General features: G+C 53.9%; 15 protein-coding genes. 13 read left to right on the top strand and 2 right to left on the bottom strand.

Annotated features, from left to right (window positions below):
• Positions 1–74: 74 nt before the first annotated feature.
• The 9 genes from EDM60_RS24740 (at position 75) to EDM60_RS24700 (ending at position 9,731) form a co-directional block, all read left to right on the top strand.
• Positions 75–1,661 carry a glutathione ABC transporter substrate-binding protein gene (locus EDM60_RS24740; RefSeq protein ID WP_122966314.1) on the top strand — a complete coding sequence of 529 codons (1,587 nt, stop codon included), beginning with the start codon at positions 75–77 and terminating at the stop codon, positions 1,659–1,661.
• Between the two features lie 144 nt (positions 1,662–1,805).
• Positions 1,806–2,729: a nickel ABC transporter permease gene (gene nikB / locus EDM60_RS24735; protein ID WP_122966313.1), complete on the top strand. Its 924-nt coding sequence runs from the start codon at positions 1,806–1,808 to the stop codon at positions 2,727–2,729.
• Positions 2,730–2,747: 18 nt separating this feature from the next.
• The gene (locus EDM60_RS24730) at positions 2,748–3,641 is read left to right on the top strand and encodes an ABC transporter permease subunit (RefSeq protein ID WP_063230612.1); all 894 of its coding nucleotides are present in this window, start codon (positions 2,748–2,750) and stop codon (positions 3,639–3,641) included.
• Between the two features lie 18 nt (positions 3,642–3,659).
• Complete coding sequence (locus EDM60_RS24725) at positions 3,660–4,652, top strand: ABC transporter ATP-binding protein (RefSeq protein WP_122966312.1); 993 nt, start codon at positions 3,660–3,662, stop codon at positions 4,650–4,652.
• Positions 4,645–5,607, top strand: a complete 963-nt coding sequence (locus EDM60_RS24720) for an ABC transporter ATP-binding protein (RefSeq protein WP_122966311.1) — start codon at positions 4,645–4,647, stop codon at positions 5,605–5,607. Before EDM60_RS24725 ends, EDM60_RS24720 begins: the two co-directional genes overlap by 8 nt.
• A 27-nt stretch (positions 5,608–5,634) precedes the next feature.
• Positions 5,635–6,858 (top strand): ROK family transcriptional regulator, encoded by a 1,224-nt coding sequence (locus EDM60_RS24715; protein WP_122966310.1) that lies wholly within the window; start codon positions 5,635–5,637, stop codon positions 6,856–6,858.
• Positions 6,859–6,887: 29 nt separating this feature from the next.
• Positions 6,888–7,814, top strand: coding sequence for a Gfo/Idh/MocA family protein (locus EDM60_RS24710; RefSeq protein ID WP_122966309.1), 927 nt, complete (start codon positions 6,888–6,890; stop codon positions 7,812–7,814).
• The gene (locus EDM60_RS24705) at positions 7,811–8,803 is read left to right on the top strand and encodes a Gfo/Idh/MocA family protein (protein ID WP_122966308.1); all 993 of its coding nucleotides are present in this window, start codon (positions 7,811–7,813) and stop codon (positions 8,801–8,803) included. The genes EDM60_RS24710 and EDM60_RS24705 overlap by 4 nt, the downstream gene beginning before the upstream one ends.
• A 55-nt stretch (positions 8,804–8,858) precedes the next feature.
• A complete protein-coding gene (locus EDM60_RS24700) occupies positions 8,859–9,731 on the top strand; it encodes a sugar phosphate isomerase/epimerase family protein (protein ID WP_122966307.1) in 873 nt (290 codons plus the stop codon).
• Positions 9,732–9,786: 55 nt separating this feature from the next.
• Here the strand turns inward: EDM60_RS24700 and EDM60_RS24695 are convergent, their stop codons facing one another.
• Complete coding sequence (locus EDM60_RS24695) at positions 9,787–10,146, bottom strand: DUF805 domain-containing protein (protein ID WP_122966369.1); 360 nt, start codon at positions 10,144–10,146, stop codon at positions 9,787–9,789.
• 257 nt (positions 10,147–10,403) lie between these two features.
• Between EDM60_RS24695 and speD the strand changes: the two genes are divergently transcribed.
• From speD to EDM60_RS24675, 4 genes are all read left to right on the top strand, one after another.
• The gene (gene speD, locus EDM60_RS24690) at positions 10,404–11,216 is read left to right on the top strand and encodes an adenosylmethionine decarboxylase (protein WP_122966306.1); all 813 of its coding nucleotides are present in this window, start codon (positions 10,404–10,406) and stop codon (positions 11,214–11,216) included.
• 132 nt (positions 11,217–11,348) lie between these two features.
• Positions 11,349–12,998 carry an AraC family transcriptional regulator gene (locus tag EDM60_RS24685; protein ID WP_122966305.1) on the top strand — a complete coding sequence of 550 codons (1,650 nt, stop codon included), beginning with the start codon at positions 11,349–11,351 and terminating at the stop codon, positions 12,996–12,998.
• Positions 12,999–13,092: 94 nt separating this feature from the next.
• Positions 13,093–14,040, top strand: coding sequence for an ABC transporter substrate-binding protein (locus tag EDM60_RS24680; RefSeq protein ID WP_122966304.1), 948 nt, complete (start codon positions 13,093–13,095; stop codon positions 14,038–14,040).
• Complete coding sequence (locus EDM60_RS24675) at positions 14,037–14,858, top strand: alpha/beta hydrolase (RefSeq protein WP_122966303.1); 822 nt, start codon at positions 14,037–14,039, stop codon at positions 14,856–14,858. The genes EDM60_RS24680 and EDM60_RS24675 overlap by 4 nt, the downstream gene beginning before the upstream one ends.
• 93 nt (positions 14,859–14,951) lie before the next feature.
• On the opposite strand, the gene EDM60_RS24670 is transcribed toward EDM60_RS24675, so the two are convergent.
• Complete coding sequence (locus EDM60_RS24670) at positions 14,952–16,700, bottom strand: hypothetical protein (protein ID WP_122966302.1); 1,749 nt, start codon at positions 16,698–16,700, stop codon at positions 14,952–14,954.
• Between the last annotated feature and the right edge of the window lie 58 nt (positions 16,701–16,758).

Raw genomic sequence — 16,758 nt, 5'->3', positions numbered from 1 at the left:
CGCATCCATGCTGTACCCAATGACGGACATCCAGATTGCTACCATAAGGAGAACCTTGTAAGGGGGAAAAGGAAATGAAAAAAGCAGCGTATTTGCGAGCAGCATCTGTCTTACTTTTTTCAGTGGCATTACTTTTTGGATGTTCCAGTTCAGGAGGGGGAGGGACTCCGGCAGCATCGTCGCCCGACTCAGGGGCGAGTACGGGAGCACCGCAGAAAGATCAGATGGTGATCGCCGTAAACGAAAACTTCATCACGATGGACCCGCAAAACACCGGAGACGCCTTGTCCAGCGGTGTGCAGTCGGCCATGTTTGAAGGACTCCTGATTTACGACAAAGACTTGAAGCTTATACCGGGTTTGTCGACTGAATATTCGGTGAACGAAGATTCCACCGAGTATACGTTCAAGCTTCGTCAAAACGTCAAGTTCCATGACGGCACGCCGTTCAATGCGCAAGCTGTCAAAATCAACTTTGACCGCATGAGCAACCAAGACAACAACCTGCGGGCTTACCGCAACTACAAATACATCAAGAGCACAGAAGTGGTGGACGACTACACGGTAAAAGTGACGCTGAACCAGCCATTTTCCGCGATGATCAACAAGTTCACGACAGGGATCATCAGCCCGGCAGCGTTGGAGAAGTACGGCAAGGAAATTTCCAAAAATCCGGTCGGGACCGGCCCTTACAAATTTGTGGAATGGGTGCAGGGCGACCATCTGACCGTCGAACTGAACCAGGATCACTGGAACAAAGGTGCAGCCAAAGTAGGAAAAATCGTCTACAAGCCCGTACCGGAAAACGGCTCGCGCGTAGCGATGCTGAAAACGGGCGAAGCAGACGTCATCTATCCGTTGCCTGAACAGCAAGCGGAGACGCTGGGCGGAGCAGAGGGCGTCAAGGTAGAGCGCACGCCTTCCACGATCACCCGTTACGTTTCGATCAACATGCTGAAAAAGCCGTTCGATGATTTGCGTGTACGTCAAGCCATCAACTACGCCGTCGACAAGGACGCGTTCATCAAAGTCGTCAAAGCCGGGTATGGCACGCAGCTCGAATCGATCATGTCGCCGACGATTGCACATTACGCCAAGCAGGGTGTTTATGAGTACAACATCGAAAAGGCGAAGCAACTGCTCAAGGAAGCAGGCTACGAAAATGGCTTCACCACGGAAATCTGGGGCAACACGAACTCCGATACGATGAAAGGCATGCAATTCATTCAGCAACAGCTGCAAAAAATCGGCGTAACCGTCGAGGTGAAGTCGATGGAGGAAGCGACGCTCTCGGATGAAATCTACGGCATCAAGTCTCCGGAAGAGGCGAAGATGAACATGTGGTACGTAAGCTGGTCTTCCGCTGATCCGGACAACGCGATGCGCTCTCTGTTCAGCAGCGAAAACTTCCCGCCAGCAGGAGCGAACACCGCTTTTTACAAGAGTGACATCGTAGACAAGAGCATCAAGGAAGCGACCCAATCGTCTGACCAGAACAAGCAAAAAGAGCTGTACGGAGCCGTTCAGGAAAATGTATTCAAAGATGCGCCATGGATCTTCCTGGCTGTCGACGAGATTTTGTACGGCAAACGCGCCAACGTAAACGGCGTCTACATCACGCCAAGCGGCGGCATCTATGTGAGGGAAGCGGCATTCCAATAAGGTTTTTCTGGCAGCGTTGGGTCGCTGCTCACAGCCCAACGCTGCTTTCCTATTACGTCTTGGTTGCAAGAAAAGTCTTGGGGAGAAGGAAAGCATGACGCTGCATGCCGTGTGGCTTTCCCATCCATTAGGAGGAACCGCTCAATGTTCCGTTACATCGTAAAAAGGCTCATCGAGATCATCCCGATCATTTTCGTCGTGTCTCTCTTGATTTTCTTCTTCATCCATCTCGTTCCGGGCGACCCTGTGCGTCTGGCGGCTGGAAAAGACGCTACGCTGGAGGAGATCACCCGCGTCCGTCAGGAGCTTGGGCTGGACAAGCCGCTCCTTTCCCAGTACGCCACCTATATGCAGAACTTGCTCACGGGCAATCTGGGCCACTCCTTGAAAACAGGTCTGCCGATCAGCGACATGTTCGCCAACCGTTTTTCCATCACGATGAATTTGACATTTATGAGCCTGGGCTGGGCGCTCGTTCTGGGGCTGCTCATCGGAACCGTCTCCGCAGTCTTTCGCAACAAATGGCCGGACTACGTCGGAATGCTGACCGCGATTTCCGGCATTTCCTTGCCCGGCTTCTGGCTGGGGCTCATTCTCATACAAATTTTTTCCGTCACGCTCGGCTGGTTTCCGACCGGGGGAGTGGATGGCTGGAAAAGCTACGTTCTCCCTTCGCTGACGCTGGGGGCGGGAATCATGTCGATGCTGGCCCGGTTTACCCGCTCGTCTCTCCTTGAAACATTGAAAGAAGATTTTATCCGTACAGGTCGGGCGAAAGGCTTGAAGGAGTCGGTCGTCGTTCGCAAGCATGCGCTGAAAAACTCGATGATTCCCGTCGTGACGATTGCTGGCTTGCAATTCGGATTTTTGTTGGGCGGTTCGGTCGTGGTCGAGACGGTGTTCAGCATTCCGGGCATGGGGCGGCTACTGGTCGATTCCATCGCTTTTCGCGACTATCCGGTCGTGCAGGCTGTCATCTTGCTGTTCTCGCTGGAGTTTATCCTCGTGAACTTGCTGGTAGACATCCTGTACAAGGCGCTCAATCCGAAAATCCGTTATGAAAGCTAAGCGAAGGGAGCGAAGGAAATGGAGGTAGTAAATGAAGTCGGCCAGACGACTGTTGTCACGCTGGACAAGCAAAGCTCCAGGGCGCGCGAGTTTTGGAAAAAGTGGAAAAAGCAAAAGACGGCGTTCTGGGCCGGATTTTTTATCCTGTTTTTAGTGCTGGTCGCGATTTTCGGACCAGTGATCGCTCCTTACGATCCGTACGAGCCAAACTACGATGCAACGCTCCAGACGCCTTCCCTGGCGCACTGGGCGGGAACGGATGAGTACGGGCGCGATATTTTGAGCCGGATTATTGTCGGGGCGGGCCTTTCACTCGGCGTCAGCTTTACCTCTGTGTTTGTCGGGGCTGTCATCGGGACGATTTTGGGCTTGTGCAGCGGCTACTACGGCGGCTGGATCGATCGGCTGATCATGCGCGGCAGCGATGTCATGTTCGCTTTTCCTGACTTGCTCCTGGCTATTGCCATCGTCGCGATTCTCGGCCCCGGTTTGACAAACGTCGTGGTGGCCGTGGCTGTGTTCAGCATTCCGTCTTTTGCCCGGCTGATTCGCGGCAATACGCTGGCAGCCAAAGAAGCCGTCTTTGTGGAAGCGGCGCGCTCCATGGGGGCCAAAAGCAGCCGGATCATTTTCCGCCACATTTTTCCGGAGACGGTATCCAGCATGATCGTCTTCTTTTCGCTCAGGATCGGCACGTCTATCCTGGCTGCTTCCAGTCTCAGCTTTCTCGGTCTGGGCGCAAAGCCGGAAAGTCCCGACTGGGGAGCGATGCTCAGCATGGGCCGCGATTACCTCGCGACTTCTCCCCACGTGGTGATGATTCCCGGTCTGGCGATTTTCCTGTCTGTACTGGCTTTCAACCTGGTAGGGGATGGCCTGCGCGACATTCTGGACCCGAAAACGAAGAACTAAACGAGGGAGTTGGGGCAGATGAGTGAAAACATCATCGAGGTTAAGCATCTGCAAACACAGTTCACGAGGGATGACCGCAAGACGGTCGTACTCGACAACGTCAGCTTTCATATAAAAAAGGGCGAAGTGCTCGGTCTGGTCGGAGAATCGGGCTGCGGCAAAAGCGTGACTTCGCTTTCGATCATGCGTTTGTTCAAGGATACGACGGGCGAGATCACACAAGGCGAGATTGTTTATAACGGCACCAACCTGTTGTCCATGTCAGAGAACGACATGCGGCAGATTCGCGGAAAAGAAATCTCGATGATTTTTCAGGAGCCGATGACTTCGCTCAATCCGGTGATGAAAATCGGCGAGCAGCTGGCAGAAGCGATCCGGCTGCACCTCGGCTATTCGGATAAGCTGGCGCGGGAGCACGCGGTCAGCATGTTGACCAAAGTAGGGATTCCCCGCCCCCAAGAAATTTTGGCAGAGTATCCGCACCAGTTGTCAGGGGGGATGCGGCAGCGCATCATGATCGCGATGGCGATGTCCTGCCGCCCCAACCTGCTGATTGCCGACGAGCCGACGACGGCGCTCGACGTGACGATCCAGGCGCAGATTTTGGACGTCATGAAGCAGCTCCAGGCCGATGAGCATATGTCGATGCTGTTGATTACCCACGATCTGGGCGTGGTGGCGGAGATGTGCAATCGTGTCGTCGTCATGTACGCCGGGCGGGTAGTGGAGGAAGCGTCCGTTTACGACCTGTTTGACGAGCCGAAGCATCCATACACAAAAGGTTTGATTGGCTCTGTGCCGAAAATCGGACAAAAACGCGACAGGCTGGATTCCGTTCCAGGCAATGTACCGACTCCGAACAACATGCCCAAAGGCTGCAAATTTGCCCCGCGCTGCAAGGAGGCGATGTCGATCTGCTGGGAGCAGGAGCCTGCGATTGCCGGCGTGGGCGAGAACCGCTTTTGCCGCTGCTGGCTCTACGGCGAGGAAGGGAGGGGGGCGAATGCGTAAGCCACTGGTTGTGGTAGACGGGATCAAAAAGACGTTTCCGATTGACAGCGGCCTGTTCTCCAGCAAGAAAAGCGTGAAGGCGGTCAACCGCGTTTCTTTTGAAATCAAGGAGGGCGAGACGTTCAGTCTCGTCGGCGAAAGCGGCTGCGGCAAGTCGACGACAGGGCGGCTGGTTACGCGGCTGTTGACCCCGGATGAGGGCAAAATTTGGATCAATGGCGAAGAGATTTCGCAAATGAACGAGACGAAGCTGCGCGAGGTGCGCAAGCAAGTGCAGATGGTGTTTCAAGACCCGTATGCGTCACTGAACCCACGGATGAAAATCCGCGATGTCGTGGCGGAGCCGCTGATCATCCATTCGAAGCTGTCTGTCAAGGAACGGGAGCGGACTGTCGCCGAGATGCTAGAAGTCGTCGGTTTGAACAGCTACCACGCGGAAAAGTTCGCCCATGAGTTCAGCGGGGGGCAGCGCCAGCGCATCGGGATTGCCCGCGCCCTCATCCTGAAACCGAAGCTGATCGTGGCGGATGAGCCTGTATCCGCGCTGGACGTGTCCATTCAGTCGCAAATCCTCAATCTGCTGAAAGACTTGCAGGAAGAGTTCCAACTGACGTATTTGTTCATTTCGCACGACCTGAGTGTCGTGGAGCATATTAGCGACAAAATCGGCGTGATGTATTTGGGCAGCCTCGTGGAGTCCGCGCCCAAAGAAACGCTTTTTGCCAACCCGCAGCACCCGTACACGAAAGCGTTGCTGTCTTCCGTTCCGATCCCCGATCCGCGTGCCAAGCGGGAGCGCATCATTTTGCAAGGGGATGTGCCAAGCCCGGTCAATCCGCCGTCCGGCTGTCTGTTTCATACGCGCTGTCCATACGCGATGGAGATTTGCCGGACAACTCCGCCAGATTTGCGAAAGGCGGCCGAAGACGATCATCTGGTCGCGTGCCATCTGTGAGCGGCATGCGCGGCAGGGGAGATAGCGATGAATAAAAGGGATGGAGTCAAGCGAAGGACGGGCGACTTGAAGCTGATCCAGGAGTTGAATCGATCGATTATTTTGGACACCATCCGTCAATACGGCCCCATTTCCCGAAGTGAAATCGCGAAGCGGAACAAGCTAAGCCCGACAACGGTCACTTCGGCTGTCAGCGAGCTGATCCGCGACGCTTTGGTGAGCGAGGTTGGAGTCGGTGAATCGAACGGGGGAAGAAAGCCGATTTTGGTTCAGTTTTCGCCGGACAGCCGCTTTTTGATCGGAATCTCGATTTCCGGCTCCAAGCTGACGATTGCCCAGATGAATTTGGAGGCGCGGATCAGGAAAAAGGAAGCTTATCCGATCAAGCTGAATCAAGGCGACAGCGTGCTGGCATTTTTAATGGACGTCATAGAGCGGTTTTTGTCCCGGGCAGGCAGCCTGGACAACTGCATGGGCATCTCGATTGTGACGCAAGGAATCGTGGACTCGGCAAAGGGCGTGATTCGCTACAATCCAAAGCTGCGATTGCGGGACGCTCCTGTGAAGGAAATGGTTGAGCAGCGGTTCGGGGTAGACACGTGGGTGGACAATGATACGAATGCTTATTTGCTCGCGGAAAAGACTCTCGGACATTTCCGGCACTATCAAAACATGCTGTACGTGACGATTGGCGACGGGCTGGGCGCGAGCTTGTTGATGGACGGAGCGATTTATCGCGGCTACAAAGGCGGCGCCGGAGAGTTTGGGCATACGACGATTGATCGGGCAGGCATGCGCTGCGATTGCGGCAACATCGGTTGCCTGGAAAATTACGTCAGCTGGCCCGCGATCTACTCGAAGCTGCTTTCCGCTCTCGCCAAAGGGAAAGCGAGCAGCATCATGGCGCTGGCCCACGATGATCTCAACGAAATCAACGCGAAAATGTTCCGGCAAGCATTGGCTGAAAAAGACGCGCTCGCTGTCAGCATCCTGGAGGAAACCGCATCTTATTTGGCTGCTGGCATGGTGAACCTGATTCATTTGTTCAATCCGGAGGTCATCATTTTGGGCGGCGAGATCGCTTTTGAAAACGGGCTGTTGATCGAAAAGGTGCGCGAATACGTGTGCGAGTACGCCCACGGCATATTGACAGAAGAGTTGGAAATCCGGCCAAATTCGCTTGGAGAGGATGTCGAGGTCGTAGGGGCAGCCGCCATTTTGTTGCAGGATGTGTTCCAATTTTCGCTTTAGCGGATCAGGGGAAAAGGAGGTCTGGCGTCATGGTGAAGGTAGCAGTGGCCGGGGCCGATGACTCTGCGAAAGAGCGGCAGGCAAGCTGGTCGCAAATTCACGGAGTAGAGGTGGCTGGCCATGCGCAAAGCTTGCAGGAGCTGCGTTGTTTATTGGCGGAGGAAAAAGTGGAGCTTGTGGAATTTGCCGGAACAGTGGAAGGAACATGGGTCACGCATGCCGCTCGGTCAGGCGTAAACATACTCCTGGACGAGCACGCCGGGATGTCCGATCAGCAGCTTGTGGCGGCAGCAGACTTGTGCGAGCAAAATGGCTGCGTGATGTACTTGACGGACTCTTTGCGTTTTTCGCCGGAGTACGCGCAGGCGCGTGAACAGGTTGTAAGCGGGGCAATTGGCAAGCCAGGCGTATTGCGGCTGCGGCGAGGAACCCATGCAAGCGTGGATGGCTGCATCTTTTCCCGTTTGGGCATGCGCGAGTTTGACTGGCTGCGCTGGACGTTCGGCGAGGTGGAGCGCGTGCAGGCAAACAAGGTGGCGCGCGAGGTGGCAACAGGGCAGCTGCTCCAGTATGCGCTAATCATCCTGAGGATGCGTGATGGTGCGATCGCACAGGTGGAGCTGTCTCAGGCTGACTCGTCCGAGCACACGTTTTTCGAGCTGACGGGTGACGCAGGGATGCTGCTGCACGACAGCCGCGACAGTTTGCCGATCCGCTGGAGCAGGGGTGGCGCGGACGGACAGGCGGTTGCAGGTCAGACGGAACAAGGAAGTCACGCCGGGATTGATCCTTTACAGAAGCAGCGGGAGCAGCTCGTCCGACACCTTTTAGGCGAAGCGGCTGCTGGCATGACCGTACGCGATTGGTTGCTGGCAAAAGAAATCGCCCAGGCAGCCAGCGAGTCAGCGAAGGCCGGAAAGCCTGTCAGTCTGGCAAAAGGAGAGGTTGCCCAATGAAGGTAGGAATATTGAGCTTTGCTCATATGCACGCGCAAAGCTATGCCGCACACCTGCGAAATCATCCAGATGCGGAGCTGCACGCGATTTGGGACGACGATCCCGTTCGCGGTGAAGCGATGGCCGCTGCTTATGGAGCAAAATATTACCGCGATCTGGCCGCGTTTTTGCAGTCTCCGATCGAAGCAGTCGTAGTCTGCTCGGAAAACGCGAGACACAAAGCGCACGTGCTCGCCTGCGCCAAAGCCAAAAAGCATGTGTTATGCGAGAAGCCGATCGCAACGACCGTCCCGGATGCCGAGGAAATGATTCGGGTGTGCGCAGCGGAAGCGGTGATTCTGCAAGTGGCGTATCCGGTTCGCTTTGCGCCCGCGATCGAGCGTGTAAAAGAGCTGGTGCAATTGGGAGCGCTCGGGGAAATTCTCGCTATCAACAGCACGAATCACGGGCAGATGCCGGGCGGCTGGTTTGTGGAAGAAGAGCAGTCAGGCGGCGGGGCGGCAACCGACCATATCGTCCACCTGATGGATCTCGTACGCTGGATGCTTGCGGATGAGGTGAAAAGCGTCTACGCCGAGCTGGATACGCGGTTCCATCAGTTGGCGGTAGAAGACTGCGGCATGGTTTCACTGGTATTGGAATCCGGCGTGATCGTCGGGATCGATCCAAGCTGGTCGCGTCCCAAAACATTCCCCACGTGGGGCGATGTGACGATGCGGATCGTGGGCACGCAAGGAACGGTCGAAGTAGACGTCTTCCGTCAGCACTTGCTCCACTACAACGACCAGGCAGGAAAGCTGAATCAGCTTCCGTGGGCTGCGGATATGGACGCGCGGCTGATTGCCGATTTTGTACAAGCGGTCAAGGAAAAACGGGCGCCGTCCATTTCAGGGCTGGATGGGCTGCGGACTTTGGAAGTGGTCAAAGCCGCTTACGAATCCAACCGATTGCAGCAAACCGTTTTCATCGACCGAGCATTGCTTGCCTAGCTTACTTTTCAAAAATGAGAGCGCATACCAAAAACGATGATGAGGTGGAGAACAAATGAAAATCGGATTGAGCACGTACAGTTTGTTGACTGCGATTCGCGCTGGGGAAATGGATGTGCTGGATGTTGTGCAATGGATTGCCGACAACGGCGGCGAGCATATGGAGATCGTGCCGTACGGATTTACGCTGGTGGACAATTACGAGCTGGCGGATGCCGTACGAGACAAGGCGAAAGCACTGGGGATCGAGCTGTCCAACTATTCGATGCCAGCCAACTTCATTCACGACAGCCAGGAAGCGTTTGAAGCAGAGGTCGCGCGTTTGAAAACGCACGTAGATTTGCTGGATCGCATGGGGATTCGCCACATGCGCCACGATGTCTCCACGTTTACCGTACCTGTTGAGCAGACGACGATTGCTTATTTTGAAAGCCATCTGGACGCGATGGTTGAAGGCAGCCGGCAAATCGCTGATTATGCGGCGCAATTCGGAATTACGACGACGATTGAAAATCACGGGTGGCTCGTACAGGCAAGCGATCGCGTACAACGCGTCGTGCAGGCGGTCAACCGTCCGAATTTCAAGACGACACTCGATGTCGGCAACTTCATGTGCGCCGACGAAGCTTCATTGGTGGGCGTGAAGAAAAATCTTCCGTATGCGTCACTGGTGCATTTCAAAGACTTTTACTTCCGTCCGTACTACCAGGACCCGGGAGCAGGCAAGTGGTTCAAGACGGTCAACGGCAATTTCTTGCGCGGTGCCATCGTCGGTCAAGGGGATATCAATATTCGCGAGGTGGTCAAGCTGGTGAAGCAGTCTGGCTACGACGGTTACATCACAGTGGAGTTCGAGGGTATGGAGGATTGTCGCGAAGGCTCGCGGATTGGCATGGACAATCTGCGGCGGTTCTGGGAAGAAGCGTGATCAGCAGAGGAAAAAAGAAGGGCCTCTCCCGCAAGTTGAGGAGAGGCTTTTTGCATTAAACCAATGCTCTTCCTTCTGCTTTCGGGTTTGGACCGTAATTGTTGTCGGATTCACTGTCTTGGCAGAAGAATACGAGCAAAATAATGGCTCCGATAAGCGGAATCAACCCGAGCAGGAGCCACCAGCCACTTTTGCCAACATCGTGCAGGCGACGAACGCTTACTCCCAAACTAGGGAGCAAAACAGCCAGTGAGTACAGCGAAGACAAAGATTGCGGCAAGCCGACGAGGTATTCGATGAGCATGAGTACCAAAGAAATGATTACACTGAACAAGGTAAACATCCAATACTCTGTGCGTCTTGCGCGCCCACTGAAGCCTACATAATTCTTTAAAACTTTAAGATACCAATCCATGGCCTTTTTCTCCATTTCTTTGAAAATTTTTACACACATCATTATTTTAGCATCATTTTCCAAGCGAAAGATAGGGAGTTAGTCAAAATTTTTCCAATTGGTTCGATGGTATCAGGTGAGGTTAGGCAGAAAGTAACGTTCCTTATTTATGAACAGCATATCGTGCTGCATCCGATGATTTTTATGGGAAGGAATGGGCAAGCTGAAAAAAGGAAATCATGGCGGAAATTCGCTCATCGCAGGGGAGGACACGACACTTGGAACAAACGAACGATCAGCATATTACGCTGCACGGCTTCAACAATTTGACGAAATCGCTCAGCTTCAACATGTACGACATCTGCTACACGAAAACGAAGGCGGAGCGGGAAGCGTATATCGAGTACATAGATGAACAGTACAATGCCGAGCGACTGACCAGCATCTTGAAAAATGTTTCGGAAATCATTGGCGCGCACGTCTTGAACGTGGCGCAGCAAGATTATGTGCCGCAAGGGGCGAGCGTGACGTTTTTGGTTTCCGAAGGCCCTGTGGTGGAGGTGCCGACGGAATCGTACGAGGAATCGCCAGGCCCGTTGCCTGAGAACGTTGTGTTGCAGCTGGATAAAAGCCATATCACCGTCCATACTTATCCGGAATACCATCCAGATGAAGAAATCAGCACATTTCGCGCAGACATCGACGTCTCCACCTGTGGCGAGATTTCACCATTGAAGGCGCTCAATTACTTGATTCGTTCTTTTGATACGGATTTGATGACGATCGATTATCGGGTGCGCGGCTTTACTCGGGACATTCACGGCTACAAGCTGTTCATCGATCACGACATCAGCTCGATTCAAAATTATATTCCCGAGGAAATCAAAGAACTGTTCCACATGATCGATGTCAACGTTTATCAGGACAATATTTTCCATACAAAATGCAAACGCAGGCAGTTCGATCTCAACAACTACTTGTTCGGCTATACGAAAGACAAGCTGACGCCAGCAGAACAGCTGGAAATAACCGAGCGGCTGCAATTGGAGATGGACGAGATTTACTACGGAAAAAATATTATTCGCCACTAAGGCTGTATTTTTTAGCAAGTCTTTTGCAGGAAGCCCGCGCTGAGCAGTGAGGGCTTTTTTCTTGCATTGACGGTGATAATCATTATCAAACATAATGGGAGCATAAGAGCTAAAGGACGGTGGCAGCCAGCTATGCAGAGCAAGCGAAGCAACGGGAACAGCAGGGGCGAGTCATTTCAAGGCTTGTGGATGAAGCTGCGGCATTGTGAAGAGATCAGAATCAAACAGGATATCCCTCACGCGGGTCAAGAACTGGACAACAAGCACCGACTGATCGTCGTCCTGGACGGCAAAGGCTCGATGGAGACAGACGACGAATGTCAGCCCGTCAAGGAAGGAGACGTGTGGGTGCTTCTCCCGGGGCAGCGGTGTTCTTTCTATATAGAATCTTTCCGGCAGTTAAGCCTGCATGTGTTCGCTTTTGATGCGTATCGCGAGCAGGAGGGCGAAGACGATGAGACGATCACGCTGCGGCGTGCGATCTGGCCGTTGGCTGGTCGCATGGCATGCACAGCTCCGTCATCCATGTTCACCCGCTGTCGTGCGATGGAGGATGTGTGGCAGCAGGCGGACGAGCGGAGTCGCTTTCGGGCGCAGGCGTGGTTTCAGGAGCTTATGTACGAGCTGGCAGTCCATGCAGACAGCGCACCCGTAGAGGATTCGCTGGAGACATTGGAGCAGACGCGGCTGTATTTGGACAACCACTACCAGGAAAGCTGGACGATTGAGAAATTGGCCGCCATGGCTGGTTTAAGCCCTTACTATTACATGCATCTTTTTAAAAAGACTTACGGAAAAAGCGCGATGGATTACGTGAACCAGTTGCGGATCAACAAGGCAAAGCAGTTGATGGGCGAAGGCAGGGAGCGGGTACGGGAAATCGCCAGACAGGTCGGCTTCAGCGACGAGTATTATTTCAGCCGGAAATTCAAGCAGCAGCAAGGCGTGGCGCCCACTGTCTACATGAAAAGCAGGCGGCACAGAGTCGCGACGTACCATACGGCGATTACCGGACAGCTTTTGGCTTTGCAGACGATTCCCGGCGCCGCGCCGCTTGATCCCAAGTGGTCCGCGTACTATCGGCAAAAGTACGCCATCGATATCCCCGTTCATTTGCGCGATCCGTTTGTGGCAGAAAACTGGGCGGTCAATCGCGAGGCGATTCGCGACTTCAGCCCTGACCTGATCATTACGAGCGATTATCTCGATCAGACTGTGAAGCAAGAGCTGGGACATATGGCGAATGCCCTGTTTATCCCGTGGAAAGAAAAAGACTGGCGCGTGCACTTGCAAATGATCGGCGAGTATCTCGGCAGGGACAAGGAGGCCGAGCAGTGGCTTTTGGCTTACGACAAAAAATCGGCAGCCGCACGGGAGACGCTCCGGCGGGCGATTGGCGACGACTCCCTGCTTATGCTCTACGTGAACCAGTCTACGCTGTATGTATGCGGCAGCCAGCGCACCGGGTCGGTACTGTACAGCGATTTGCAGCTCCGGCCTGTTGCCCAAGTGGAGTCGCTTTTTGCCTACGAGCAAATCACCTTGGATGAATTATGTCACTATCATGCCGACCGCTTGATCGTGATCGTGAAAAAGGATCAGCCATCGCGGGATTTTTGGAGCGAGCTGCAAAAAACAGAGCAATGGTTTTCCTTGAAAGCCGTACAAAACAGGCACGTATACGAGGTGACGCCTGATCCGTGGCTGGAATATTCCGCGATCGGCCATGAACGGATCATGGAGGAGAGCTTGCGGCTGTTCGCGCAGTATCATCCAAATTAGATGGCAGGATTGTCTATGGTCGGGCGTGGAGCAAACCGTTTATAATCCTCCTAGTGAAAATCATTATCAACGATGAATTGCAGGGAGGATACAAATGAAACGGGCACTTATGCATACATTTATGCTCATCTTGCTCGCCACGACAGTTGTCGGATGCGGCCAGGCAGCAGCGCCAAAAGAGGAGCCTGTGCAAGCGGAAGCGAGCCAGACCAGAAAAGTCCAGGATGCAAAAGGGGAAGTGGAGATTCCGGCTCATCCCAAACGGATTGCGGATATTTCCGGCGCTTCCGAGGAATTGCTGATTTTGGGGCATACGCCTGTCGCTACTGCCAACACGGATTCATACGACCATGAGAAGCCGTCGCTCTATGTGCGGGACAAGCTGAAAGATTCCAAGATCGTCGGTTTTTACATGATGGACACGATCAATATCGAGGCAGTGATGTCGGCTGAGCCTGATTTGATCATCATGAATGCCAGACAGGAAAAAATTTACGAGCAGTTGAAAAAAATCGCGCCTGTCGTCGTGCTGAAAAACAGCCTGGAGCAGTGGCGGGAGCGGTTTACAGAAGTCGGCACGATTCTCGGACAAGAACAGGACGTCCAAAAATGGCTGGCTGACTACGATGCCAAAGCGAAAAAAATCGGCGAGCAAATCAAGGCGAAATCAGGTAATGAGTCGTTCTCCATCTTCCTGGCGCACAAAAAAGGGCCGTATTTGTTGGGGAGCGAAGGGGCAGGCTCGGTGCTTTACGATGATCTGGGACTGCCGAAGCCAGCGACGTCGCCTGACACGAAGGAAAAGACGATGGTGCTCCTGACGCTGGAAGGCATCACGACGATCAACCCGGACCGCATCGTGCTCCTGCACCCGGAAGGCGGCGAGCAAGCTTACAAAGATTCCGCTGTATGGCAAGGGCTGAAAGCATACAAAAACGGGAAAATTTACTACCTGCCAGCAAATCCGTACTACAACCAGGCTTACATGCCGATCGGCAAGGAGCTTCTGCTCGATACGCTTGAGCAGACGTTGAACCAATGAGTGAGCTGGAGTGGAAAACAGCGGGCATTCCCTGGACGAAGCAGTTGACGATGACAGCGACTGGCAGCGGGCAGGCATATCGCATCTATTTGGCAGTGCCGCCAGGAGAGGCGCCAGAAGCAGGGTTTCCGGTCATGTATGTGCTGGATGCCAATTCGGTGATCGGAACGGTAGTGGAGGCGGTTCGTCTGCAAGGCAGAAGCCGGAATGGCCAAGGCAGTCCAGCCGTCGTCGTAGGGCTCGGTTACGACGAGGAGATTCCTTTTGCCACTGCACGGTTTACCGATTACTCCTTGCCTATGCCGATTGACGAGCTTCCGCCTTTTTCCCGAGGGGGAGAGTGGCCGCGGCAGGGCGGAGCGGACGACTTTTTGCGCTTCGTATTGGAAGAGGTTCGGCCCGTGGTGGAGAGCATGGTCGCAATCAATCGCGAGCGCCAGGCCATATTCGGTCATTCGCTGGGAGGATTGTTCGCCCTGCATACTTTGTACACGCGCCCGGATGCATTTTTCGCCTACATAGCCGGAAGTCCATCGATTGATTGGTACAAGCGGCTGATTTTGGCGGAGGAGCAGGAGTTTGTCTCCCGTTTGCAGCGCGGCGGCCAGCCAAAACAATTGTTCATCGGAGTTGGCGAAGAGGAAGAGACTCACCCGACGCGAATCAACGAGCATGCGCGAGGTGTGGCCGAGCGACTGGGAGTGTTTGGCGATTGCGGGCTGAACGTGTCTTTTGAACAGTTTGCCCGGGAAAACCATATCTCTGTTTTGCCTGTACTGATCAGTCGTGCTGTGCGCTGGTTTTTGCAAAGCGTGTAACAAGCATGGGCAATAAGAAAAGATGAGCGTGACAACAGGTGCTGCACCGCCTGTATGTCTGCTCATCTTTTTTGTTTTGCTGCCCACTCCGTTTCAGGAGGTAGCCAACACTTGCTGGGCTTGCACGTATGCCGTGGAGCTTCGCACATGCTCCAGTTGGAAATGACCGAGATAATGCGCCCGGATCTCGTCCAGCGTCTTCTGGGCGGGCTGGATAAATTCCCGATCCCAGTCTTCGGGAGGGGATTCGAGCGATATGCCTTTTTCGTTGAGGATGTGGAACAAGTCTCTGTCTGCCTGAGTAGGAATCCACCACGTATAGACAGGATTGGTCTGGCCTTTGAGCAACGATTCCAGCATGAACTTCAAATACTCCGCTGTCGAAAGCTGGCCGTAGTTCACATCAAATTCCGGCCCGGGAGCCGGATATTGCTCTGGGTAACGGAACGGCCCGTAATGAATGGAGATGCCGAGAAAGCCGACAGGCGGAATGTTGTTCCCGTACCCGGTGAGCGAGAACGGCAAATCGGCTGCGAAATGCAGGCGCACGATGACGGAATTGATGAACTGCTGTTCAAAAAAGTCTTCTTTTTGCCAGATTCCCAAGTCGCGGGCAATCGTATCCCAGTAAATGATCGACGTGTTGTGCGCCAACCAGAACGAGGACGACATTTCCTCGAACGTCTTGAAAAAATCCTGATCGTGCTCGCTGAACGGGTCGATCAAGTCGTACCATTTGAAATAGCCGTGCTTTTGTCGCCAGCTTTGGGCAAGCAGCAAGAAGTCGATCAGCCGCTGGATGCGCGGCTCCGAGCTTTGCTGGTTGTTGGAAAAAAGATGTGTCGCTTCCAGCAGGTCAGCCGTAAAGTTGCCATTGACGAAGTCCCAGTAATTCACGTCTCCGGCCTGGGAGCGGTGCTCGTTGACCCGCTTCGTCTCCGTTTCCCAGTGGGCAAAAGTCGTGACGTCAATCCCGAAGTACAGCTCGAAAGGCAGCAGATCGCCAAGCAAATGGAAGCGGTAAGGGCTGGACTGCTGAAACCAGGTTTTGATGAAAGCGAGCCGGGAGGACGGGGGAACGACGATGGCTCTTTCCAGGTAGCTGGTTTTGGCGATGTCTGCCTGAAACTGCTCGATCGAGGTGGAACGGGCGACAAACGGCGAAGAGGAGGCGAGAAAATCGACGCCGTCTTCATCGTTGTCGTACTGCACAAGAATGTGCGTGAAGCTGCTCTTGGCTTGGGAAGACAAGACGAGCTGGCCCCAGTGATGAGCCGTGCCGTTGTCGATGGCTCCGATGATGACGACAGGCGTATCTTTTTGTCCGTTGAACGCGATGGAGCCGTAATCCTCGACGATGATTTTGTGCTGGCAGCGGACATTGATGGAGGCGCCAGCTTCGAAGCTGACGCAGACGCCTGCGGGAATCGTTACGTCTGTCGGACCAATCATGTACGGCCCGCCAGCGGCAGTAAATTCGCGATCATCTTCCATAGTTCCGCACAGGCGGACGTACTTGTCCACGTGAAGCTGGCAGGAATGCTGCGGGTCAGGGTCTGGCCCAATGGTCAGCTTAATGTAATAAAAGCCGTCTTCCGGAGGAAAAAAAGGCAGGATGAGGCTGCCTCCCGGCGTGTAGCGGACTTCGCACAGTTTCGTTCCGTGCATATCGTACACTTCAATACCGGAGGACGGGTGCGTCACATTGCTGATATGGATTTCGATGGCCTCTTTGGAAGTGAGGAAAAGCTTGTACATTTCGATGTGAGGATCGATGTCTGGTGACGCTTTGCGAATGGGCTTGTCTGTTTCCAGCATGGATACGTTTGCGAGAGTATTCATGTTACGCCGACTCCTATTCGAAAGATTCAATCATATGTAGGGAATGCAAGACCAGGGG

The organism is Brevibacillus parabrevis (assembly GCF_003710905.1).
GTDB lineage: Bacteria > Bacillota > Bacilli > Brevibacillales > Brevibacillaceae > Brevibacillus > Brevibacillus parabrevis.
Note: the sequence above shows the minus strand (reverse complement) of the source record. Positions and strands in the feature narration are given on the sequence as shown.